At 64.8% G+C, this 21342-nt stretch carries 21 protein-coding genes; 15 read left to right on the forward strand and 6 right to left on the reverse strand.

All coding sequences use genetic code 11. The features are described from left to right. Positions 1 to 51: 51 nt before the first annotated feature. Positions 52 to 699 carry a Maf family protein gene (locus C2138_RS02640; protein ID WP_108515312.1) on the reverse strand — a complete coding sequence of 216 codons (648 nt, stop codon included), beginning with the start codon at positions 697 to 699 and terminating at the stop codon, positions 52 to 54. Positions 700 to 749: 50 nt separating this feature from the next. On the opposite strand from C2138_RS02640, the gene C2138_RS02645 reads away from it, so the two are divergent. From C2138_RS02645 to C2138_RS02660, 4 genes are all read left to right on the forward strand, one after another. Then, on the forward strand, positions 750 to 1979 hold the full coding sequence (locus C2138_RS02645; RefSeq protein ID WP_108515313.1) for a class I SAM-dependent RNA methyltransferase: 1230 nt from the start codon (positions 750 to 752) through the stop codon (positions 1977 to 1979). 103 nt (positions 1980 to 2082) lie between these two features. After that, positions 2083 to 2760 (forward strand): response regulator transcription factor, encoded by a 678-nt coding sequence (locus C2138_RS02650; protein ID WP_108515315.1) that lies wholly within the window; start codon positions 2083 to 2085, stop codon positions 2758 to 2760. Beyond that, positions 2750 to 3982, forward strand: a complete 1233-nt coding sequence (locus C2138_RS02655; RefSeq protein ID WP_159078115.1) for a sensor histidine kinase — start codon at positions 2750 to 2752, stop codon at positions 3980 to 3982. Before C2138_RS02650 ends, C2138_RS02655 begins: the two co-directional genes overlap by 11 nt. Then, positions 3979 to 5082 carry a DUF8320 family protein gene (locus C2138_RS02660; protein ID WP_199220494.1) on the forward strand — a complete coding sequence of 368 codons (1104 nt, stop codon included), beginning with the start codon at positions 3979 to 3981 and terminating at the stop codon, positions 5080 to 5082. Before C2138_RS02655 ends, C2138_RS02660 begins: the two co-directional genes overlap by 4 nt. Positions 5083 to 5370: 288 nt before the next feature. Here the strand turns inward: C2138_RS02660 and C2138_RS02665 are convergent, their stop codons facing one another. The 3 genes from C2138_RS02665 to C2138_RS02675 all read right to left on the reverse strand — a co-directional run bounded on the left by C2138_RS02665 (position 5371) and on the right by C2138_RS02675 (position 8075). Beyond that, positions 5371 to 5631: an acyl-CoA carboxylase epsilon subunit gene (locus C2138_RS02665; protein ID WP_233245594.1), complete on the reverse strand. Its 261-nt coding sequence runs from the start codon at positions 5629 to 5631 to the stop codon at positions 5371 to 5373. Then, positions 5628 to 7199 carry an acyl-CoA carboxylase subunit beta gene (locus C2138_RS02670; RefSeq protein WP_108518711.1) on the reverse strand — a complete coding sequence of 524 codons (1572 nt, stop codon included), beginning with the start codon at positions 7197 to 7199 and terminating at the stop codon, positions 5628 to 5630. The genes C2138_RS02665 and C2138_RS02670 overlap by 4 nt, the downstream gene beginning before the upstream one ends. Positions 7200 to 7304: 105 nt before the next feature. Beyond that, the gene (locus tag C2138_RS02675; RefSeq protein ID WP_108515318.1) at positions 7305 to 8075 is read right to left on the reverse strand and encodes an FkbM family methyltransferase; all 771 of its coding nucleotides are present in this window, start codon (positions 8073 to 8075) and stop codon (positions 7305 to 7307) included. A gap of 71 nt (positions 8076 to 8146) precedes the next feature. Between C2138_RS02675 and C2138_RS02680 the strand changes: the two genes are divergently transcribed. From C2138_RS02680 to C2138_RS02690, 3 genes are all read left to right on the forward strand, one after another. Beyond that, complete coding sequence (locus C2138_RS02680; RefSeq protein WP_108515320.1) at positions 8147 to 8950, forward strand: biotin--[acetyl-CoA-carboxylase] ligase; 804 nt, start codon at positions 8147 to 8149, stop codon at positions 8948 to 8950. Between the two features lie 3 nt (positions 8951 to 8953). Beyond that, positions 8954 to 9490, forward strand: coding sequence for a PH domain-containing protein (locus C2138_RS02685; protein WP_108515322.1), 537 nt, complete (start codon positions 8954 to 8956; stop codon positions 9488 to 9490). Positions 9491 to 9560: 70 nt separating this feature from the next. Next, complete coding sequence (locus tag C2138_RS02690; protein WP_108515324.1) at positions 9561 to 10868, forward strand: UDP-glucose dehydrogenase family protein; 1308 nt, start codon at positions 9561 to 9563, stop codon at positions 10866 to 10868. Here C2138_RS02690 and C2138_RS02695 read toward each other — a convergent pair. Beyond that, positions 10767 to 11360: a GtrA family protein gene (locus tag C2138_RS02695; protein ID WP_241961155.1), complete on the reverse strand. Its 594-nt coding sequence runs from the start codon at positions 11358 to 11360 to the stop codon at positions 10767 to 10769. The two genes, C2138_RS02690 and C2138_RS02695, sit on opposite strands and share 102 nt — an antisense overlap. 116 nt (positions 11361 to 11476) lie before the next feature. Here C2138_RS02695 and C2138_RS02700 point away from each other — a divergent pair, with 116 nt between their 5' ends. The 7 genes from C2138_RS02700 to C2138_RS02730 all read left to right on the forward strand — a co-directional run bounded on the left by C2138_RS02700 (position 11477) and on the right by C2138_RS02730 (position 19277). Beyond that, the gene (locus C2138_RS02700; RefSeq protein WP_108515326.1) at positions 11477 to 12607 is read left to right on the forward strand and encodes a 5-(carboxyamino)imidazole ribonucleotide synthase; all 1131 of its coding nucleotides are present in this window, start codon (positions 11477 to 11479) and stop codon (positions 12605 to 12607) included. Between the two features lie 177 nt (positions 12608 to 12784). Next, positions 12785 to 13861 (forward strand): extracellular solute-binding protein, encoded by a 1077-nt coding sequence (locus C2138_RS02705; RefSeq protein WP_108515328.1) that lies wholly within the window; start codon positions 12785 to 12787, stop codon positions 13859 to 13861. Between the two features lie 153 nt (positions 13862 to 14014). Next, positions 14015 to 14839, forward strand: a complete 825-nt coding sequence (locus tag C2138_RS02710; protein WP_108515329.1) for an ABC transporter permease — start codon at positions 14015 to 14017, stop codon at positions 14837 to 14839. A gap of 13 nt (positions 14840 to 14852) precedes the next feature. Then, positions 14853 to 15671: an ABC transporter permease gene (locus tag C2138_RS02715; protein WP_159078116.1), complete on the forward strand. Its 819-nt coding sequence runs from the start codon at positions 14853 to 14855 to the stop codon at positions 15669 to 15671. Next, a complete protein-coding gene (locus C2138_RS02720; protein WP_108515333.1) occupies positions 15668 to 16732 on the forward strand; it encodes an ABC transporter ATP-binding protein in 1065 nt (354 codons plus the stop codon). Before C2138_RS02715 ends, C2138_RS02720 begins: the two co-directional genes overlap by 4 nt. After that, complete coding sequence (locus tag C2138_RS02725) at positions 16729 to 17745, forward strand: phosphotriesterase family protein (protein ID WP_108515335.1); 1017 nt, start codon at positions 16729 to 16731, stop codon at positions 17743 to 17745. The genes C2138_RS02720 and C2138_RS02725 overlap by 4 nt, the downstream gene beginning before the upstream one ends. Before the next feature lie 77 nt (positions 17746 to 17822). Continuing rightward, entirely contained in the window at positions 17823 to 19277 is a 1455-nt protein-coding gene (locus C2138_RS02730; protein ID WP_108515336.1) for an aldehyde dehydrogenase family protein, read from the forward strand. Between the two features lie 106 nt (positions 19278 to 19383). On the opposite strand, the gene C2138_RS02735 is transcribed toward C2138_RS02730, so the two are convergent. Next, entirely contained in the window at positions 19384 to 20628 is a 1245-nt protein-coding gene (locus C2138_RS02735; RefSeq protein WP_108515338.1) for an MFS transporter, read from the reverse strand. A 164-nt stretch (positions 20629 to 20792) separates the two neighbouring features. Here C2138_RS02735 and C2138_RS02740 point away from each other — a divergent pair, with 164 nt between their 5' ends. Then, positions 20793 to 21326 carry a RidA family protein gene (locus C2138_RS02740; RefSeq protein WP_108515340.1) on the forward strand — a complete coding sequence of 178 codons (534 nt, stop codon included), beginning with the start codon at positions 20793 to 20795 and terminating at the stop codon, positions 21324 to 21326. The last annotated feature ends 16 nt before the right edge of the window (positions 21327 to 21342 follow it).

Here is a 21342-nt window from a genome sequence, read left to right on the forward strand (position 1 = left end):
CTCGTGTCGCTTCAATGGGATATCTACAGCAGGACGTGATTTCCCCGGGTATTAGCGGTTCCAGAGCCGGTGCCACTCCACGCCGAATCCTGTACCGAGAAGGGCTCGCAGGGTGGGCACCGAGAGACCAATGACGGTGCTCGGTTGGCCAGAGATGCGGGAGATAAATGCCTGACCCCTGCTGTCGATCGTGAAGGCACCGGCCACGGCGAGCGGTTCACCCGTCGCGATATAGGCCTCGATCTCGGCGTCGCTGATGTCGGCGGCGAACTCGACCGTGGCATCCTCGACCTGCCCGATACCACCGGACGCCGTGCCACCGCGGTGGTCGATGAGCCAATGCCCAGAGTGAAGTACCCCGGTTCTGCCGATCATGCGTGCCCACCGTTCGCGCGCGATGTCGGCGGTGTGAGGCTTGCCATAGATCACCCCGTCGAGTTCGAACGCGCTGTCGCCGCCAAGAATGAAGCCGTCTATTGGCTCGCCATCGACGAGCGACCCGACAACGGCCTCGGCCTTGGCTCTCGCGAGCTCGGCGACCATTTCGGCGGCGGAGAGCGGGGCGCCACGCTCTTCTTCGCGCCTGGCGACGAGTGCTTCTTCGTCCACGCCGGGGTTGATGAGACCCGCCGGTTCGATGCCGGCAGAGCGCAGAGTCGCCAGTCGGGCGGGGGATGTTGAGGCCAGGTAGAGACGCACGGGCTCGGCGTCGGGCGTTTCGTTCAGCGCGGGGCTCCTATGCTCGTGGGATGGGTGAAATGCAGGGCACACGGCTCGAAGTCGACGTTACCAACATCGCGCACGGGGGAATCTCCGTCGCACGGCACGATGGCAGGGTGATCTTCGTCAGCGACGCGATCCCCGGCGAGCGCGTGCTCGTTGAGATCACGGAGGACCGTAAAAAGTCGTTCTGGCGAGCCGAGACCGTCGAGGTCATCGAGGCGTCGCCGCACCGCCAGCCCCATGTGTGGGCAGAGGCCTCGGTGGACCGCGCTCCCGAAGATCGTGCGGGCGGCGCCGAATTCGGCCACATTGAGATCGGGCATCAGCGCGAGCTCAAGCGTCGGGTGCTCGTCGACTCCATCAAGCGCATGGCCGCGCTGGATACCGATGTCGAGGTTCAGCCGATCGCAGGACCCGCAGACGGCACCGGATGGCGCACACGCCTGCGCCTTCACGTCGCAGAAGACGGCACCCTCGGCCCGTATTCATCCCGATCCCACCGCGTGATCCCTGTGACAAGCGTGCCGCTCGCGGCTCCCGAGGTGGCGCGCATTACGCCGCTGACCGAGAGGTTCACGGGCTCGACCCATGTGGATGTTGTTGCCCCATCCGGCAGCAACTCCTTCGTGATCGCGGGCGACGCGAATGCCAAGGGTCGCCCCAAGGCACAGACCATCGTCGAGGTTGTGGGGGAGAGGGAGTTTCGCCTCGACGTTCGAGGTTTCTGGCAGGTGCACCAGGCAGCGGCGCAGACGCTGACCACGGCGGTGCAGGATGCTATCGACGAGACGCGCTTCGACCCGCGCGCCGCCAATCAGGACCTCTATGGAGGGGTCGGATTGTTGGCCGCGGCCGTAGGCGACAGGTTCGGCCCGACGACCCGCATCACGACGGTCGAGAGCGACTCGCTCGCGACAGACCACGCGGCAGAGAATCTGCAGGAATGGCTCGGAGCTCAGGCCATTACGGCCAGGGTCGACCGCTACCTGCAGCAGCTCAAACGAACGGGTGTGTCGCTCGACGGCTCGACGGTCGTGCTTGACCCGCCCCGCGCCGGTGCCGGTCGAGAGGTCATCGACTCGCTCGCTGACCTAGGCGCGAGCCAGCTGGTCTACGTTGCATGTGATCCCGTGGCTCTCGCCAGGGACCTGGGCTTTCTTTCGGCCCACGGATACCGCCTTGAGCGACTCAAAGCATTCGACCTTTTCCCCAACACCCACCATGTTGAGGCTGTCGCAACTCTTGTTAGAGACTGAAACTTTCGTAGTCTGAGGCCCCAGCCGGTCTAGCATGGGGGGTGAGTTATCGTGCCCCCGATTGACTCTCGCCCCGATTTTGAGAGATGTGAGGTACCGATCCATGAACGGATCCTCTGCCCACCCTGTGCGGGTTTCTGTGGTCGATGACCACGAGTCGGTTCGGCTGGGGCTGCGCTCAGCGTGCCTCGAGGCGGGCTTTGACTTCATCGTGGCTGCGGCCTCCGTTGGCGAGTTCGAACGCGAACTTGGCGGCCGGGAGAACGACGTCGTAGTTCTTGACCTGTCGCTCGGCGATGGTTCGACCGTGACCGAGAACGTTAAGCGGGTTCAGGCGACCGGCTCCGCGGTGCTCGTGCACAGCATCGCCGACCGTGTCGTGCTGGTGAGGGAAGCGCTCGCCGCAGGCGCTGCCGGGGTCATCCCTAAATCGTCTGCGACGCAGATCGTGATGACGGCGGTCGAGACGGTCGCGCGCGGAGACGTGCTCAATAACCTTGAGTGGGCGACGGCTATCGATGCCGACAGCGACTTTGCCAAGGCCCAGCTGGGGCGTCGTGAGCGCGAGATTCTGCACCTTTACGCCTCGGGGCTTCCGCTCAAACTCGCAGCGGAGAAGCTGGGGATCGGCTATTCAACGGCCCGCGAATATTTGGACCGCATCCGCTTGAAGTATGTGGAGGTCGGCCGGCCGGCTCCCACCAAGGTCGATCTGCTCAGGCGTGCCGTCGAAGACGGGATTCTGCCCAGCATGGACGTCGAATCCATCAATGGCGCGTAGCGCACCGGTCACACCACCCCCGGTGTCGACCAGGTCGGTGCGGCGCCCGATCAGCCGTGCGAGCCTTGAGATTGTCATCGCCCGCGCCGTGGCTGTCTTCGGGCTCCTCTTCGGTGCCCAATCGCTGCCGACTGCTCTGGCCCAGCGCGATCTGATCGACACGGCGTGGTGGTTCAGCACGGTGGTAACCGTCTACGGGCTCTTGGTGATCAGCCTCGTCGCGTCGCTGATCAAACGCGGTGCCGAGATCATCAACGCGATCTTCGCCTTCGTCTTTCTCATCATCCTCGTGAGTTGGCCGCTTTCGGTCGGGCTCTCTCCGTGGGAGGGCGCCGGTCGGCCGTGGGTTTGGCTGATGATGACGGTGTCTACCGCCGCCGCCGCGGTGGCGTTCCCGGTTGTGGCAGCCTCCCTCTATTTGATCGTTGCGCCCGTGATCTATGGGTTCGTGCGGCTGACGCCGTATGGCGGCTCAGGCTCCCTCACCATCACGGCGCTCGACGTGGTCTATTCGATTCTCTTGGGTGGGGCAGTTCTCGTGATCATCACGATGCTGCGCTCGGCGGCGGGACGGGTCGACGACGCGCAGTCGATGGCGCTCGCTCGCTATCTCGACGCCGTTCGGGAACACGCCACTGAGGTGGAGCGGGTCCGGGTTGATTCCCTTGTGCACGACACCGTGCTCACGACGTTCCTTTCCGCTGCCCGGGCGGAGACCGAGGAGCAGCGACACCGGGCCACACACCTCGCCCGCAACGCCATAGTCCACCTCAAGCAAGCGGTGGCCGCCCCCTCGGGCGACGAAACCCTCGTGCCGGTTCGCGAAGTCGTTAGGCGAATCTGCGGTGTGCGAGACATGATGCGAGCCTCATTCGACATGTCGGCCGAGGAGGCTGGTGACGGGACGCTACCCACGATGGCTGCCGAGTCGCTGTATGCGGCCACGTTGCAGGCCATGGTGAACAGCTTTCACCATGCGGGCGACGAAAGCGTCTCCCGCTGGGTTACCGTGCGCCGGGCACAGGATGGGGTTGTCGTTCAGGTGGGCGACGCCGGGCGCGGGTTCGTCGTCGGGGACATCCCGGCAGAGCGTCTGGGCGTTCGCGTGTCGATCATCGAGCGGATGCAGGGGGTCGGGGGAGTCGCGCGCGTCGACTCCACGCCCGGTGCCGGCACGGTGGTCACGATCGCGTGGCCTGCGCGCGCGGAGGTGCCGCAGTGAACCTCTCCGTGCCTCGCTACGTCGTTATTGCCCTGGGCGCCGTATTTTCGGGCTACCTGCTCATTCTCGCCGCGTCGTCGATCGACGATGGCACGGGTCCCGCTCGAGTTGCGATCGCCGGTTTGCTGTTTGCCGCGGCCACCATTGCGAGCCTTGCGGTGGAGTCAAAACGTGCGCAGTTCTGGATCGGGCTGTGCAATGTGGCTCTCGCGCTGATTCTGCCGATGTTAGTAACCTCCCAGCTGCCGGCGGACTTCGTGCCTGGCAGCAGCTACGCCACCTGGTACGTGGCGGCCGTGGGCGCGCTCATGGTCTTCACCTCCGCGCGCGGGTTCCTCCTGCTCTCGTGGGTAGGCATCGGCATCCTCGTCGTGCAGTCTCTCTTGTGGGGCGGCTTCGGCGAGCTGGCCCCTCTGGGGGTTTTTGGGAGCGTGCTGTGGGTGGGGGTATCGCACATGCTGCGCAGCTCTCTAGCCAAGGCCGATCGCGACGCGCAGGTCTATATTGCTGCCGAGCGGGAGGCCGCTCAGTGGCAGGCCGCGCAGGATGCTCACCTGCAGGAGCGACGGTTTCGCCTGGAGCAGACGGGGCGAATGGCCTTGCCGATGCTGCGCCACATCGTCGAATCGGACGGCGCTTTGACCGAGGGGGAGAGGCGCGAGTGTCTGCTTCTCGAGGCGAGCATCCGCGATGAGATTCGGGGTCGAAGCCTGCTGGACGACGCGGTGCGCGAACAGGTGATGATGGCCAGGCGCAGAGGCGCGACCGTCAACCTTCTCGACGAGGGCGGCATCGATGATCTGCCCGCAGGCGATGCTGCGATCGTGCACTCCCGCATCGCTCACGCCCTGCAGGGGTGCGCGGCCGACACGATCATCGTGAGAACCGTTGCGGCGGGATCTGAAGTCGCTGTCACCGTAGTGGGGCTCATGGCGAGCGGGGTCAACCTGCTGGGTCATTCCTCTGACGAGAGTGACGAGCCGGAGATCGTGCTGTGGCTCGAGATTCCCCGAGCGGAGGGCAACGACGGGGCAACGGATTCGCCGGGTCGGCTCTCTGTCTCGATCGGCGGCGAAGTGGGAGAGGGGCCGGAAGCTTAGCTTCCGGCCCCTCTAGACCCCGAGTCGGAACGATAACCCGAATATCGCCCTGACTCGCCCCCAATTCACTAGCCCGCTTACCCTAGTCGGCTAATGAATCGTGGTGTGACTCTTGGAGTGACACCTAGCACTATCTATGTTGCATTGCGGTAACCATACAGGAAAGTCATCATTTCGGGGGACGACTGGGGGACAATTTCGTAAAATTCCCCGTAGATGGCCCAACTGGTCCGCCAAATCCCCCCGAGTGAGGGACATGACCTGGGGTACATTTCGCTCGGGATGAACCTAGCGGAGTGGTCGGGACGCGGCCCAGGCCCCCGGGCCAGCCCGAAGCGGCGTTCTCAGAGAACGGGCGCTACGCATCCATGCGGAGGTGGCAACGGGGGCGGGGTCGTCGGCCTCCCGGAGCTCATCGACGACGGAACTCACGACCGCAACAACGGCCGCGGCTTCTGTTGCCGTCGGCGACCCACCCGTGACCGCAATGTCGATCGGCTCAGGTACCACGGAGAGGTCGGGAACCTCACCGAACGGGGTGCCCGTCACAGGGGGATGTTCCCATGCTTCTTGGGAGGCATGCTTGCCCGCTTGGTCTTGAGGGTGCGCAGCGCCTTGGTCACGATCACGCGGGTCGCGGCCGGCTCAATGACGCCATCGAGCTCGCCGCGCTCGGCGGCGAGGAACGGGCTTGCAACGTTGTAGGTGTATTCGTTGGCGAGCCGGGTGCGCACGGCCGCGACATCCTCACCGTTGGCCTCGGCCGTCTTGAGTTCGCTGCGGTAGAGGATGTTCACGGCACCCTGCCCGCCCATAACGGCAATCTCGGCGGTGGGCCATGCGTAGTTGAGGTCGGCCCCCAGCTGCTTCGACCCCATCACGATGTACGCGCCGCCGTAGGCCTTGCGCGTGATCACAGTGACGAGCGGCACAGTGGCTTCAGCGTAGGCGTAGAGCAGCTTGGCGCCACGACGGATGACGCCGGTCCATTCCTGGTCGGTGCCCGGGAGGTAACCGGGAACATCCACGAGGGTCAGAATCGGGATGTTGAAGGCATCGCAGAAGCGAACGAAACGGCTAGCCTTCTCGCCCGCTTCAATGTTGAGGGTGCCCGCCATGGCGCTCGGCTGGTTGGCAATGATGCCGACCGAGCGACCCTCGACACGGCCGAAGCCGATGATGATGTTGGGGGCAAAGAGCGGCTGCACCTCGAGAAAGTCCCCGCCATCGACAATGTGCTCGATGATCGTGGTCATGTCGTAGGGCTGGTTGGGGCTGTCGGGAATCACGACGTTGAGCTTGCGGTCTTCGTCGGTGATCTCGAGCTCGACATCCGACGCGTAGGCGGGCGAATCGGAGAGATTGTTGTCGGGAAGGAACGAGAGCAGGGCCCGTGCGTAGTCAAGGGCATCGTCTTCGTCGCTTGCGAGGTAGTGCGAGACGCCAGAGACCTTGTTGTGGGTGAGAGCGCCGCCGAGCTCCTCCATGCCCACGTCTTCGCCCGTGACGGTCTTGATCACGTCGGGGCCTGTGACAAACATCTGGCTCGTCTTGTCGACCATGATCACAAAGTCGGTGAGCGCGGGGGAGTACACGGCGCCACCAGCGGCCGGGCCCATGACGATGGAGATCTGCGGGATGACGCCCGACGCCATGGTGTTGCGGCGGAAGATTTCGCCGTATTTGCCGAGGGCGACAACGCCCTCTTGGATGCGAGCCCCGCCGGAATCGAGCATGCCGATGATGGGGATACCGAGGCGAAGAGCAAGATCCATGACCTTGATGATCTTCTCGCCAGCGACCTCGCCGAGCGACCCGCCGAAGATTGTGAAGTCCTGCGCATAAACGGCGACCTGGCGACCGTGAATCGTTCCGGTTCCCGTAACGACAGCGTCGCCGTAGGGCCGAGACTTGTCCATGCCGAACGCGTGGGTGCGGTGCCGAACATACTCGTCGAGTTCGACGAACGATCCGGGGTCGAGAAGCTGCTCGATGCGCTCCCTGGCCGTCTTCTTGCCCTTGGCATGCTGCTTGGCGACGGCGGTTTCGCCGCTCGCGGTCACCGCTTCGTGATAGCGGTTCTTAAGGTCGGCAAGCTTGCCCGCGGTCGTGTACATGTTCGGGGCATCGGCGGCGTCGGTGTTCGCATCGACATGGGCGGCGTTTTCGGCAGTCACGCGCCTCACTTTACCGGCGCACCACCCCCGCCAGAGTGAGGTCTCCTACAAAAGACCGCGGCTAAACGCTGTGTCAGTCGCAAAAAGGTAGTTGCGCGCTGCCAGCGTCACGCGCTCGGTGGGGGTCCATCCCGATGCTGACCACGTGTACATGCGGTACTGGGGCCAGCGGCTGCGCACGTCGTCTGCGAAGTCGTTAGCGCCCCTGCCGTAGCGCCCGATGTGGCGATCCTCGATTTCGAGCAACAGGCTGGGGAGGTAGGCGGTGATCGTGGCCTCGGCGCCGTCGAGCACGCTCGGCTCGAACCCCTCCACATCGACCTTGAGAAATGACACGCTCGGGATGCTGTGCTGCTCGCACCAGGCATCCACCGTCTCCATTCGCACCTTCCATGTGCGCTGGCGGGGCGCTTGCGGGGTAAGGGCGCGTTCGGTTCCGGTTGCCACATGGGTGTGCCCATAAATGGGGACCCCAAACTTAACGGGCAACAGCATCGAATGCTCGCCCTGCTCCATTCCGATGGCGGCATGGGCTACGCGAACGTGACGGGCACCGATCAGCGAGCGCAACGCTCCGACCATGCGGAACTGCCGCTTCTGGGGCTCGAACGAGTTAACGGAACCGCCAGGCCCGACGAGCGCGGCGAGGGGAACCGTATACATTCCATAGGCGGCGCCGACATCGAAGACGGTGTCGCCGGGGCGCACAACGGCGCTAAGCCCGAGAATCTCTGGCTCCGCCATTCTCAGCCGCGCGGCGAGACGCATGACGCCGTGGGCGGTTCGGGTGCGGAAGGAAACCTCGGGGGAGTTCACGCGCTCATCGTATCCGTCGGCTAGCAGCACGGCGCACCCGTCACCGAGGCGCCCAGCATTACTCTGGGCGCATGGCACTGTCTTCTTCTCTGTCGCTCAGCGCCCCGCTTGTGTCGCGGCTTGATGTGCTCGAGCAGTGCACATCGACCAACACCGAACTGGTTGAGCGGGCTGCGCAGGGCTGGCCCCACTTCTCGGCCGTGGTCACTGACGACCAGACCGGCGGCAGGGGCAGGCTCGGGCGCACCTGGGTAGCCCCGCCCGGCCGCACCCTGGCGATCTCCGTTCTTCTTCGCCCGGCCTTCTCTGCCGAGAGCTTTGGCTGGCTCCCGCTGATCGCGGGTCTGGCCATGGCCCGGGCGGTGCGGGGGGCGCTCGCCGACGACGATTCCCCAGCGGCAGCATCCGTCGGCGTCAAATGGCCGAACGACGTGCTGATCGCTGGCAACAAGGTCTCCGGCCTGCTTGCAGAGCTTGTTGCTGGGCCAGCAGTGGTGCTGGGGGCAGGCGTCAACCTTGCCTTTGCGGCGGATGAGTTGCCCACGCCCACCGCAACATCCCTCACGGTGGAGGGAGCGCGCGGTGACGGGCTGCCCGACAGGGTGTTGTCGGTGTACCTCTCCGAGTTGCGTGCCGCCTATGACCAGCTGGTGCGCCACAACGGTGACGCGGTCGCCGCAGGACTGGCCGACGCCGTGGCCGCAGAGTGTGTGACGCTCGGCCGCGACGTGCGGCTGACCTTGCCGAGCGGCGAGGAGCCTGTGGCGAGGGCGCTGGAGATTGACGAGTATGGGCGCCTGATTGTGCGACGAGCCGATGACGGAACCCGGATGACGATTGCCGCGGGCGATGTCACGCATGTGAGGGACGAATAACCGATGGCGACTGACACCGACGGCGCCGCCATAAACGGTGAACGCGTTGTCGCGCGGCTGAGGCCCCACGCGCGCGCTCTCTTTTGGCCGAGCCTGCTGCTCATTGTCGGCGGCGGCACGCTTGCCTACTTCTCGAATGTGTTCCCCGAGGAGTGGCAGAATGTGGCGCTCGTGGGCGTCGGTGGCCTTCTGCTGGCGCTGCTCTGGTTGATCCCGCTCTTTCGGTGGCTCTCAACCCGATACACGGTGACCACGCGGCGCCTTGTAATGCGGCGGGGGCTCTTCACGCGCATCCGTCAAGAGATCCTGCACAGCCGGGGCTATGACGTCACACTCTCGCGTGGTGCGCTTCAGAGCATGTTCCGCAGCGGTGACGTGATTATCAACGCTGGCCTGGAGCAGCCGCTCGTCCTGCGTGATGTGCCGAGCGCCGATCTGGTGCACGACGCACTCCACGATTTGATGGAGCGCAATATGAACCCGCGGGGGCACGCGGCGAGTGCCGCTGGCGATGAAACAACGGCATACGACATTCGGTGACACACCCCTCGTAAGCTGGGTGCACCCGAAAGTTTGTGAATGACCCTGCTGCGGCAAGGAAGGCGTCCCCGTGAAGATCTCCGTCGTCGGCTGTGGTTATCTGGGAGCCGTGCACGCCGCGTGCATGGTTGAGCTGGGGCACGAGGTTGTGGGCATCGATGTCGATGAGCGCAAGATCGAGCTGCTGGCCGCCGGCACCCCTCCGTTCTTTGAGCCTGGACTGCCAGAGCTGCTCGCGAGCGCCATGGCCTCCGGCCGTTTGCGGTTCAGCTCTGACATCGCGGATGCTCGGGGTGCCACCGTGCACTTCATCGCGGTGGGCACTCCCCAGCGTGAAGGAAGCAATGCGGCAGACCTGCGCTATGTCGACGCCGCCGTCGATGCCCTGATTCCCCACCTCGCGGCCGGGGACCTGGTCGTGGGCAAATCCACGGTTCCTGTGGGAACGGCAGCACGGCTCGCGGAGCGAATCACCACGGGTGCGCCCGGGGCATCTCTCGCGTGGAACCCCGAGTTTCTGCGCGAGGGCTTTGCCGTCGCCGACACCATCTCGCCCGACCGTCTTGTCTATGGAATCGACGCGTCAGACACGACAGCCGAGGGCATCCTTGACTCGGTCTATTCACGGGCGCTCGCGGCAGACACTCCCAAAGTTGTGACGGACTTTGCCACGGCCGAGCTCGTCAAGGTCTCGGCAAATGCGTTTCTGGCGACCAAGATCTCGTTCATCAACGCCATGGCTGAGGTCGCGGAGGCAACAGGGGCCGATGTGACGGCGCTCGCCGATGCGATCGGGCACGATGCCCGCATCGGTCGCCGCTTTCTCAACGCGGGCCTCGGCTTTGGTGGCGGATGCCTGCCCAAGGACATCCGGGCATTCATGGCGCGCGCAGAAGAACTGGGCGTCGATCAGGCGCTCTCGTTCTTGCAGGAGGTCGACGCGATCAACATGCGCCGACGGGAACGGATGGTCGATCTCGCACGTGAGGTTGTAGGCGGAGACGTCAGCGGTCGCCGCATCGCCGTTCTGGGCCTCGCGTTCAAGCCGAACTCGGATGACGTGCGCGATTCGCCCGCGCTCGATGTCGCCGTGCGTCTGACAGAGCTCGGCGCCGACGTTGTTGCCACCGACCCTCAGGCGGTGGAGACGGCGCGACTGCGCAAACCGCAGCTTGCTGTCGCGGGGACGGCCATGGAGGCGGCTCGTGATGCCGATGCCGTGCTGTTGCTCACGGAATGGCAGGAGTATCGCGAGATTGATCCAGAGGAGCTCGGCTCACTCGTGAGGACGAGAGCGATCGTCGATGGGCGCAACTGCCTTGATCCCGCGCAGTGGCGCGCTGCCGGGTGGACGTATCGGGCCCTTGGGCGCCCGTAGCGACGGCTCCGGGTTGGCCGCGGCATCCGCTGCCGTGTCGACGCTCGGCTCGGCAAATACCCACGACCGGTAGAGCAAGAAGCGAAACACCATGCCAAGCCCGAGCCCCACGACGTTCGTGGAGATGTTGTCGGCAAGTGCGCTCGTGAACCCCAGCACGTAGTGCGAAAGCCAGAGGCAGGTCAGCGGAATCACCATCGCCGCGACGCTCACCGCCGCGAACCGCAGTCCCTCGCCGACGGGATTAGCCCGCTGTGCTCGACGAAAGGTCCAGTGACGATTGCCGAGCCAGTTAGCGATGATCGCGAGAGAGGTGGAGATGAGCTTGGCGATCACGGGGCCCTCGTGCAGGTTCTCCGGGGAGAGAACCGTCAGGCGAAGGATGTTGAACACGCCAACATCGATGACAAGCCCGACAACCCCGACTGCCCCGAATCGCATGAGCTGACCGGCAAGCCTCTTTGCCGAGGCGGATCGAGACTCTGAACGCACGTGAGGACCTCGTCGATAGGCGAAGATGGGAGTGGCGGTGTGCAGTCTAGCCGCCAATACTCGCACGACTGCCGAGGCGGCGGCCGAGCATCCGCCCAGAAGTTTCGGAGATTCGCATGACCCTCACCGTTGGTGTTATCGGGGGCGGGCAGCTTGCCCGCATGATGATCCCCGCCGCGACCCATCTGGGAATCGACCTGCGCGTTTTTGCAGAGAACGATGGCAGCCCATCGGCGATTGCCGCGACTCAGGTCGGCGACTACATCGATGCCGACCAGGTGCTGCGCTTCGCCCGCGAGGCGGCGGTCGATGTGATCACTTTTGACCACGAGCATGTTCCTCAGGCGGTGCTTTCGGCGCTGGTCGAGGCCGGAGTCGCAGTGCGGCCGGGCCCGAATGCGCTGCTGTATGCGCAAGACAAGCTCCTCATGCGCGCCCGGCTCAGCGAACTCGGGCTGCCGGTGCCGGAGTGGGCCGCCGTGTCGACTGAGGCCGAGCTTGACGCCTTCATCGAAACCCATGGCGGCGTTGCCATCGTGAAAACCCCGCGAGGCGGCTATGACGGCAAGGGGGTGCGCGTGGTTCGCCGCGGGCGCGAGGCTAACGATTGGTTCGAGGCGCCGGGAATCGGCGCGCTTCTCGCGGAGGAACTCGTCGAGTTTAGGCGTGAGCTCGCACAGTCGGTGGCGCGTCGGCCCTCCGGCGACATTGTGGCGTGGCCCGTCGTTGAGAGCGTGCAGCAGAACGGGGTGTGTGCGGAGGTCATCGCGCCTGCCCCCAACTCGGCAGGGCGCATCGCCGATGTTGCCGAGCAGATCGCCGTGACCGTTGCCGAAGGGCTCGACGTGACCGGTGTGCTCGCCGTGGAGCTCTTTGAGACGACGGATGATCGGCTGCTCATCAACGAGCTTGCGATGCGACCGCACAACACAGGGCACTGGAGCATTGAGGGCTCGACGACGAGTCAGTTCGAGCAGCACCTGCGTGCCGTGCTCGACCTTCCGCTCGGAGCCACCGGCACCAGGGATGCATGGACGGTCATGGTGAACGTGCTCGGGGGGCCAGTGGGGGGCGGCCTCGACTCGCGCTATGCCAAGGCTATGGCCGAGCATCCCACCGTAAAGTTCCACAGCTATGGCAAGGATTCCCGCCCAGGGCGCAAGGTCGGTCACGTCTCGGTCGGGGGCAGCGATCTAGACGATGCGATGTACCAGGCGCGGGCGGCGGCGGAGATCCTGACCGAGTAACGCCACGGCCGACTAACGACCGGTGGCCTTCACTGGCCACGGGGTGAGTTTACGAATTGGAAACATTCCTGCAACTAATTCGGATCCACACCTACATAGATTGGATCCATTCCCGCTAGAGTGTCGGTGTAACAAGAGCTTCATCACCGACAACGACGTCAAGAATGGACCGATTTTATGATCAGTGCCACCGCAGGCTCGCGGCGCAGGAAGCGTGCACTCTCAGCGCTCGCTGGTGTAGCCGCAGTAACCGTTGCTCTCGTAGGTTGCTCCTCTGCGACCGGAGGGGATTCGTCAGGCTCTGAGGGCGGCGAGGTGGTGTGGGCCGACTACGGCGGGCCGACCAACGAGAGCCGCCAGATCGCCTACTTCGACGGATTCGAAGAGGAGACCGGCATCAAGGTCATCTCGGCTTCGCTCTCCGACGCCATCATGGCGAAGATGCTCGAGGGCGGCGAGGGCGACTACGACCTGATCCAGGTGTCGTCAGACTCACTCATCAAGTACAAGGACAACATCGTTGCTCTGCCCGACAGTGCAACCAAATCCGACACTCTTCCCGAAGGGATCCGCGACTACGCGATCGGCGGCTTTCTGATCGGGATCGCGCAGGGATGGATCACTGACACCTACCCCGACGGAGGCCCGCAGGACTGGGCAGACTTCTTCGACACCAAGAAGTTCCCCGGAAAGCGTGCCTGGCCGGGCAGCCCCGGCAGCTACGACGCATCGTTCGAGCTAGCGCTTCTCGCCGACGGTGTTGCGCAGGAAGACCTCTACCCGCTCGACCTTGACCGCGCGACCGCCAAGCTCGACTCCATCCGCGGGGACCTCGTGTTCTACGAGTCCTACCCAGAGGTGCAGACGCTTCTCTCGACCGGCAGCGCATCGATCGCCGTGAGCGTTACTGGTCAGTTCACCGCCCTCATCAACCAGGGTCTCGACGTAACGGTGCAGTGGAACGAGGCGTTCCTCAGCCCCAACTTCTTCGTCGTTCCTGCGAAGGCGAAGAACCCCGAGAACGCGTTCGAGATCGCTGAGTGGCTAACGGATGGCGAACGCCAGGCCGCGTTCACCGAGCGCACCTTCTACGGTCCCGCCAACGAAGTCACATTCGACTTTCTTGAGAACAGCACGGCGAAGCGCCTCCCCGGCGGCCCCGGCAACGACGGCTCGATCTACTTCGACGAGCAGTTCCGCGCCGACAATCTCGACGAACTCGTCGGGCGATACACCGACTGGCTCGCGGGCTAGGTAAGACCCCGGCCCGGGGCGTCCGCGCCCCGGGCCACTCGCCGTCGTCACCCGACGGTTCTCGCAGTATCTAGCGTCCGTTTCGCACCGGTGAGAGGTTCCGAGGCGAGCGGCACGTTTCGCACAGCTCCACACAAACGCAAGGAGATCCAGGTGAAACCCACCAGGACACAGACGGAGAAGCGTTGGCTACTCTGGCCACCGATCGTATTCTTCGCCATCGCCCTCGGCGCACCGATCGCCATGCTCATCATCCAGGCCTTCGAATCGGGCGGATCGGCGTTCGGCGAAATGTTCGCCATGAACGCCTTCACGGCGGCTCTGCTGCGCACCCTCGTCATGGCCGTCATCGTCACGCTTCTCACAATGCTCGTCGGTGCCCTCTACGGGCTCGGAATCTGGGCAGCTCCATCGTGGCTCTCCATGGTTCTCGTCGCGTTTCTCATGCTCTCGCTCTGGACCTCGATCGTTGTTCGCACGGTCGGCTGGATGCTCATCGAGATTCCCCGCGGGGCCCTCTTCTGGCTTCTTAATACGCTTGGGCTCACCGATGAGCCGATCGAGCTCTACCAAACGGCAATCGCGATGTACCCCGCAATGGTCGCGGTCATGCTTCCCTTCGTGGTGTTGCCGGTCATGACCGCGATGAGCGGAATCGACAAGGAACAACTCAACGCAGCCGTCATTTTCGGCGCCGGCCCCACCCTCGTTCTGCGCAGCGTCATCCTCCCGGCGCTTAAGCCCTCTCTCATCAGCGGCGGGGTGCTCGTGTTTGTGATGTCGCTCGGCTTCTATGTGACACCGCTGCTTCTCGGTGGGCCATCGAACCTCACGGTTTCTGGGGTAATCAACCTTCAAATCAACACGACCAACCGACCGGATCTCGGTGCCGCGATGAGCCTTTTGCTCGTCGGTGCGACCGTCGTCATCTACCTGATCGCGGACAAGCTGTTCAAGGTCAGCGAGAAGTGGGGCTGAACCAGTGCGCACCATGACCGGGGCCCTCGGCCTCTACCGTGTTCCGATCTTCGCTGTCTCGGTTCTCGCCGGGCTCATGCTCTTCGTGCCATTTCTCGTGCTCGTCGCGACGTCGTGGACCTCGGGCAGCCTCCTGCTCTTTCCGCCACAGGGATTCTCCCTGCGCTGGTACGAGCAGGTGCTCCAGGACCCCAAGTGGATGGACCCGTTCTTTCTCTCCCTCGGGGTATCGGGAGTCGCCACCGTCATCGCCGTGATCTTTGGAACCCTGGGGGCGCTCGCGGTCACCCGGCTCAGCCAGCGTTCCGCCCGCATTGTTCGCACGCTGTTCATCGTGCCGATCGCCCTGCCCCCGGTTGCCTACGCGATCGGCCTCTACGGCATGAACCTTGAGCTGGGATTTTTGCGCGGGACCCTTGTCACACTGATTCTTGGTGAAGCGCTCATTGCCCTGCCCTACGTGTTCGTGCTCGTCTCGGCCGCAACCGGCAAGCTCGACCCCAATCTGCGCAACGCCGCAGTGACAATGGGTGCCCCGTGGACGCTCGTGCTGCGCCGCGTCGAGCTGCCGCTGCTGCTTCCCAACATTCTCGCGGGAGCCATCTTCGCCTTCAGCATCGTCTTCGACGAGGTCGTGCTGTCGGTGTTCCTGCTGCCGCCGGGGGTCGTGACCCTGCCGATGAAGATGCTGAGCGCCTCGACTGAGGCATTCTCACCGGCGCTCACGGCGACCTCCACCATGGTGTCGCTCCTCGCCCTCATCGTTCTCGCCCTGTTCGCCTGGTTCAGCCAGGCGAGCGCCCGCCGCACGCGAAAGGCTGCATCGAAATGACAATCCCCGTAACCATCGACAAGGTTGATGTCACCCTCGGCCCGAACCACGTGCTCAAGCAGGTGTGCCTCGATGTGAAGGCTGGCGAGTTCGTCACGCTTCTCGGCGCATCAGGCAGCGGCAAATCGACGCTCCTCAACGTGATCGCCGGGCTCCAAAAGGTGGACACGGGCCACGTGCTCTTCAACGGCGAGAACGTGGAGAAGCGAGCTCCCCAGGATCGCAACGTCGGCGTGGTCTTTCAGTCCTACGCTCTCTTTCCCCACATGACGATCGGCGACAACGTCTCGTTCCCGCTTCTGGCTGCCAAGCGGCCAGTGAAGGAGCGCAAGGCCGTCGCGGCAGAGATGCTTGAGCTTGTGCAGCTCGGTGGAATGGCCGACCGCATGCCGGCCTCCCTCTCGGGCGGCCAGCGTCAGCGCGTTGCCCTGGCCCGCGCCATCGCGTCGAACCCCGGCGTTCTACTACTCGACGAGCCCATGGCGGCCCTCGACAAGCAGCTGCGCGAGCACATGCAGGTCGAGATCAAGCGCATCCAGGAGCGCGTCGGCATCACCACGATCGCCGTAACGCACGACCAGACCGAGGCCTTTACGATGTCCGACCGGGTCGCGATCATGCATCAGGGCTGCTTCGTGCAGATCGATGCTCCCCAGGAGCTCTATCGCAAGCCCGTCAACGAATACGTGGCCAAGTTCTTGGGCGAGGCCAACCTATTCGGCACGGCAGACGGTGTTCTGCTCGGCCAGCCCGGCACGCAGGGATCCCAGGGCACGGCCGTGATTCGGCCGGAAGATCTGCAGCCGCTGCACGACGGCGAGACGGCCCGCGTCAGCATCGAGGCCACCGTGTCTCTTGTCAGCTTTCAAGGCGAGCGCTACCGCGTAGAAGCCCGCGCGGCGGACGGCACGACAGTGATCTCCACAATGCCGAGCAACAGCGACATGTCGCGTCTCGCTGTCGGTTCCCTCATGGAGTTTGGTTGCCGCCAGCCCGAGCGCATGCACGTGATCGTGCCCCAGGACTCCTCGGCCGTCGTCGAGGAGCCCGTAGCAGCATGATCGAGACGGCTCTCGGACCGGTGGAGCGGGATGCCCTCGGCGTCGTGTCGATGCATGAGCATCTGCGAGCCGATGCGTCGGCGCTGCACCGCCCGGGAGTGGAAGAACTCGATGCGGATGCTCCCGTCTGCATCGAACTCGCTGGCGCACTGCGCTGGGGCCAGCTCGCGCTGCGAGACAACCTGAGAATCGACGACGACGATGCTGTCGCGCAGGAGTTAGCTGCGGCACACGCTCGCGGCCTCCGCACCGTTGTCGACGCGACGTCTCTCGGGCTGAACCCCGGGTATGAGCACCTTGCCGCCATCTCCCGCGCGAGTGGCGTCACCGTCGTTGCCTGCTACGGCGCCTACCTCGGCTCTGGCATCCCCTCCTGGTATCGCGACCTCGACACCGCGGGCCGCGAGCAGGTGTTCCTCACAGCCCTCACCGATTCCATCCCCGGCGTGGAGTTTCGGGCAGGGATGCTCGGCATCATGGGCACGACGGCCGACTTTGGCGCCGACGAACGCAGCAGCCTCACCGCCGCAGCATCGGCAGCGGCCCGCGCCGGAGCATCCGTGAGCATCCGGCTGGACCCCGACGCGCGCAACGGCTTGGAGATCATCGACCATTGCGCATCCGCAGGGCTGGCCCCCGAACGCATCGTGCTCACCAATATCGATGAGTATCTCGATGACGCCTATCTGAACGATCTTGCCGATGCGGGACCCGTACTCGAGATGTGCTTCGGCGGCGAGGGTGGGCATCTTGGCCGCGTTCGCAACAGCGCCGACTTCGACCGATTCGACGCCCTGCTTCGCTTGCTCGCCCGCGACGACAGCGCGCGCCTCGTGCTCGGATGCTCCACCTGGACCAAGGCCCAATGGAGCCGCTTCGGCGGCCCAGGGTATGGGCATCTTGTTACCAGAGTCGTGCCGGCCCTGCGCAGCAGCGGAGTGGACGACTCGACGCTCGACCGGATGCTCATCCACGAGCCCGCTCGAATCCTCGACCGCACTGCGGCCGCCTGACCTGCACGACGCTGCCAGACCTGCACGACGCTGCCAGACCTGCACGACGCTGCCAGACCAAGAGAAAGAGAATCACCGTGAGAGACAACCTCCAGCCCCTTGCCGAAGTTGAGCCGTTTTATGTGGACGGGGAGTGGGTTTCTGCCGAGGGTGCGGAGCTCATTGACGTGTTCGACCCCGCAACCGAGCAGCTTCTGACCCGCGTGCCGCAGGCGAGCGAAGCGGAAGTTGACCGTGCCGTCGCCGCAGCGAAGGCCGCACTCGATGACCGCCGCTGGAGCGGCATGAGCCCGCACGACCGCTCCCGAATCCTCAACCGCGTCGCCGACATCATCGAGGAGAGGGTAGAAGAGCTCGCGATTCTCGAGACGCGCGACAACGGCAAGCCCATCGAGCGCTCGCGCGCCGACACGCTTTCTTCCGCACGCACATTTCGTTATTACGCTGGCGCACCGTCGCGCCTCGGCGGCAGCGTGGTTCCCATCGACGGTGGTGAGCACCACGTGTACACGACGTACGAGCCCGTCGGTGTCGCGGCGATCATCCTTCCCTGGAACTTTCCGATCATGACGGGGTCGTTCAAGCTCGCCCCGGCGCTGGCGGCCGGTTGCCCCGTGGTTATCAAGCCCGCAGAGCAGACCCCCCTCACGATGCTTCGGATCGCCGCCATCTGTGCGGAGGCGGGCGTGCCGACGGGCGTCGTCAACGTCGTGACGGGCGACGGCCGCGTTGGCGCGCAGCTGACGACGCACCCCGATATTGCCAAGGTGTCGTTCACGGGGTCGACCGACGTTGGCCGCAAGGTCATGACCGCGGCGACCGGCGACTTCAAGCGCCTCACGCTTGAGCTCGGCGGCAAGAGCCCCAACATCGTCTTCGACGACGCCGACCTGGATGCTGTCGTACTCACGGCGATGCGGGCATCGTTCGGGCACTCCGGCCAGATGTGCACGGCGGGCAGCCGACTTCTTGTGCAGCGCAGCATCCTCGAAGAAATGACCAAGCGACTTGCCGACGCCGTTCGCCAGGTGCGCATGGGCGATGGTCTCGCGGGAGGAATTACCGTGGGGCCGCTGGTCTCCGAGGAGCAGCGCCAGCAGGTTCTGGGCTACATCGAGAAGGGTGTCGCAGAGGGTGCCGAACTCGTTGTCGGGGGCGGGGTGCCCGAGGGGGACGGGTTCTACGTGGAGCCCACACTGTTCAGTGGTGTGCGCAACGACATGACGATCGCCCGCGAGGAGATCTTCGGACCCGTCGTTGGCATCATCCCGTTCGACGACGAAGACGAGGCCATCGCCATCGCGAACGACACAAACTACGGCCTCGCCGCAGGTGTGTGGACCAACAACCTGTCGCGGGCACACCGCATGGGACAGCGCCTTCGTGCGGGCACGGTGTGGGTCAACACCTACAACATCTTCGACCCGGCCCTCTCGTTTGGCGGGCTGCGCGACTCGGGCATCGGCCGCGACCTCGGTGAGGATGCGCTCAAGGGGTTCTGTGAGCCCAAGTCCGTGGTGATCGCGCTCTAGCTCACGCGGGTTTCAGAACGGGTCGGCCTTGGGGCCGGCCCGTTCTGGCGTTAACGCCTTAACGCCTTAACGCCTTAACGCCTTAACGCCGCAACGCCGCAACGCCTTAGCGCAGGGCTGCGGACGTCGACGTGCGACCGCGCAGCAGCAGGATGCTCAGCAGCACAACGCCCGCTAGCGCCGTGAATGTCCACCCCTCGCCGATCACGAGGATGAGGTACCCCCCGATGAGCGATCCGAGGGCGTGCCCAAAGCTCGTGAGGGCGGAGAAGATTCCGAGCCCCGTCGACCGCCGTCGCGGGTCGAGGTTCTCCGTCGCGAGGATCGTGAGCGCGGGGTAGAGGGGCGAGTAGCCGACGCCGACGAGCACCGCGCCGAGGGCGGCGAGGGCGAATGAGTTGGAGAGGCCGAGCGTCACCATGCCCGCGGCGACCATGGCGAGGGCCCAGCGGGCGACGACGACCGGCCCGAGCTTGTCGGTGAGACCGCCGAAGGCGAGCCTCGTGATGATCACGCTCGCGGCGAAGACTATGAAGACGTTGGCGGCACCGAAAATTCCGCCGGATGCGACACCCTGCTTGGCGAGGTGCTGGATGAGAAAGGCCACCATGAATGCCTCGCAGGCCCACGCTGCGATCGTGACGGTTCCCGGGAGCGCTACCTCGCGGAGCACGGCGATCCAGCCGGCGAGTCCGCGGATGGGCGCGGCATCGATCTGCACCTCACCCGTGTCGGTGCTTTCTCGGTCGGCGTTGACGACGGGGTGGTGGCCGTTCGGACGTGGCGCCCGCGTGACGAACGTTATCGCGAGGGCGATGGTCTGGAGCAGCGCGGAGACGATCCAGACAGCCTGCTGGCCGAGCTCGCGGTATAGCGCGTCGCCGATAGTGGGGCCAAGCGCGAGGCCTACCCAGACGCTGAGACCGAAGAAGCCGAGGGCCTTGCCTCGCTCGTGGTGGGGCACCTCGGCGACGATCCAGGAGGTGAGGGCCATCGCGACCGCCGCGTTGCCGCCACCGACAATGACGCGGCTCGCGCCGAGCGTCGGCACCGTGAGCGCGATCGCGACGAGCACGAGGCCGACGACCGCGATGGTCGTCGACGCCACGAGAACCGGGCGTACCCCAAAGCGATCGATTGCGGCGCCCGCAATGAGCATGGCCGCGATTGAGGCGAAGGCCGACAGTGAGACCAGGAACCCGGCGAGGGCGTCGTTGCCCTCCAGGTCGTTGCCGATGACCTGAGCGATAACGGGGTTGTTCGACGTGTTGACGATGTTGCCGACCGTCGCGGCGATGACGACGAGCCAGAATGCCGCTCCGCGGGTACCGGTCTCGGCGACGCCCTTCATCGGTGAGCCAGCGCGGGTAAGTCACCTGGTGTGCTGATGAAGCGGGGTGGGATCACGGAGAACCAATCGTCCAATATTCCATTATTGTATCCACAAATACCCATACTGCATCCACTTGCGCGCCTGCATCCGGATGCCGCCTGCATCGACGAGAGGAATTACGGATGAGCGCACTGACGTACGACGCACGCACGGCCGAAGAGAGGGTGGCGGCTCTGGGGCTCGAGATTCCCGACTACGTGAACCCGCCTTACGGCGGCCGCTACGGCGCGATGAAGGCCTTTCATCACACGGGCAAGCTCCTCATGCTCAGCGGAATGACGCCAGAGGGGCGCGACGGCGTCATGCTCAACCCCGGCCGCATCGGTGATGATGTCTCGAGCGACGAGGGGTATGCCGCTGGCCGCAAGACGGCCATCAGTGTTCTGGGCCTCATCCGTCTGGCGCTCGGCTCACTCGATGAGGTCGAGAGCATGGCCCGCACAGTCTGTTACGGCGTCACGACGCCCGATTACCTCGACGTAAATATCGCCGGCAACGGGGCGAACGACCTCTTTCTCGAAGTGTTCGGCCCCGTCGCCGGCCGTGTCGCGAGCGCGAGCATCGGCGTTATGAGCCTGTCCCGCGGCAACAGCTTCGAGATTGTCGCAACGGTGGAGACCAAGCGCGACGCATCGGAGTACGTGAATCGCGCCTGACCGGCGGTGTGTGCCG

Origin of the sequence: Salinibacterium hongtaonis (assembly GCF_003065485.1) — a bacterium.
Lineage (GTDB): Bacteria > Actinomycetota > Actinomycetes > Actinomycetales > Microbacteriaceae > Homoserinimonas > Homoserinimonas hongtaonis.

What these genes read in the sequence shown, in the direction of transcription:
- C2138_RS02645 (WP_108515313.1), top strand. Translation starts at nt 750, where the DNA reads ATGGGTGAAATGCAGGGCACACGGCTCGAAGTCGACGTTACCAACATC.
- C2138_RS02685 (WP_108515322.1), top strand. Translation starts at nt 8,954, where the DNA reads ATGGCGACTGACACCGACGGCGCCGCCATAAACGGTGAACGCGTTGTC.
- C2138_RS02720 (WP_108515333.1), top strand. Translation starts at nt 15,668, where the DNA reads ATGACAATCCCCGTAACCATCGACAAGGTTGATGTCACCCTCGGCCCG.
- C2138_RS02715 (WP_159078116.1), top strand. Translation starts at nt 14,853, where the DNA reads ATGACCGGGGCCCTCGGCCTCTACCGTGTTCCGATCTTCGCTGTCTCG.
- C2138_RS02725 (WP_108515335.1), top strand. Translation starts at nt 16,729, where the DNA reads ATGATCGAGACGGCTCTCGGACCGGTGGAGCGGGATGCCCTCGGCGTC.
- C2138_RS02655 (WP_159078115.1), top strand. Translation starts at nt 2,750, where the DNA reads ATGGCGCGTAGCGCACCGGTCACACCACCCCCGGTGTCGACCAGGTCG.
- C2138_RS02650 (WP_108515315.1), top strand. Translation starts at nt 2,083, where the DNA reads ATGAACGGATCCTCTGCCCACCCTGTGCGGGTTTCTGTGGTCGATGAC.
- C2138_RS02700 (WP_108515326.1), top strand. Translation starts at nt 11,477, where the DNA reads ATGACCCTCACCGTTGGTGTTATCGGGGGCGGGCAGCTTGCCCGCATG.
- C2138_RS02670 (WP_108518711.1), bottom strand. Translation starts at nt 7,199, where the DNA reads ATGTACACGACCGCGGGCAAGCTTGCCGACCTTAAGAACCGCTATCAC.
- C2138_RS02735 (WP_108515338.1), bottom strand. Translation starts at nt 20,628, where the DNA reads ATGAAGGGCGTCGCCGAGACCGGTACCCGCGGAGCGGCATTCTGGCTC.
- C2138_RS02705 (WP_108515328.1), top strand. Translation starts at nt 12,785, where the DNA reads ATGATCAGTGCCACCGCAGGCTCGCGGCGCAGGAAGCGTGCACTCTCA.
- C2138_RS02680 (WP_108515320.1), top strand. Translation starts at nt 8,147, where the DNA reads ATGGCACTGTCTTCTTCTCTGTCGCTCAGCGCCCCGCTTGTGTCGCGG.
- C2138_RS02740 (WP_108515340.1), top strand. Translation starts at nt 20,793, where the DNA reads ATGAGCGCACTGACGTACGACGCACGCACGGCCGAAGAGAGGGTGGCG.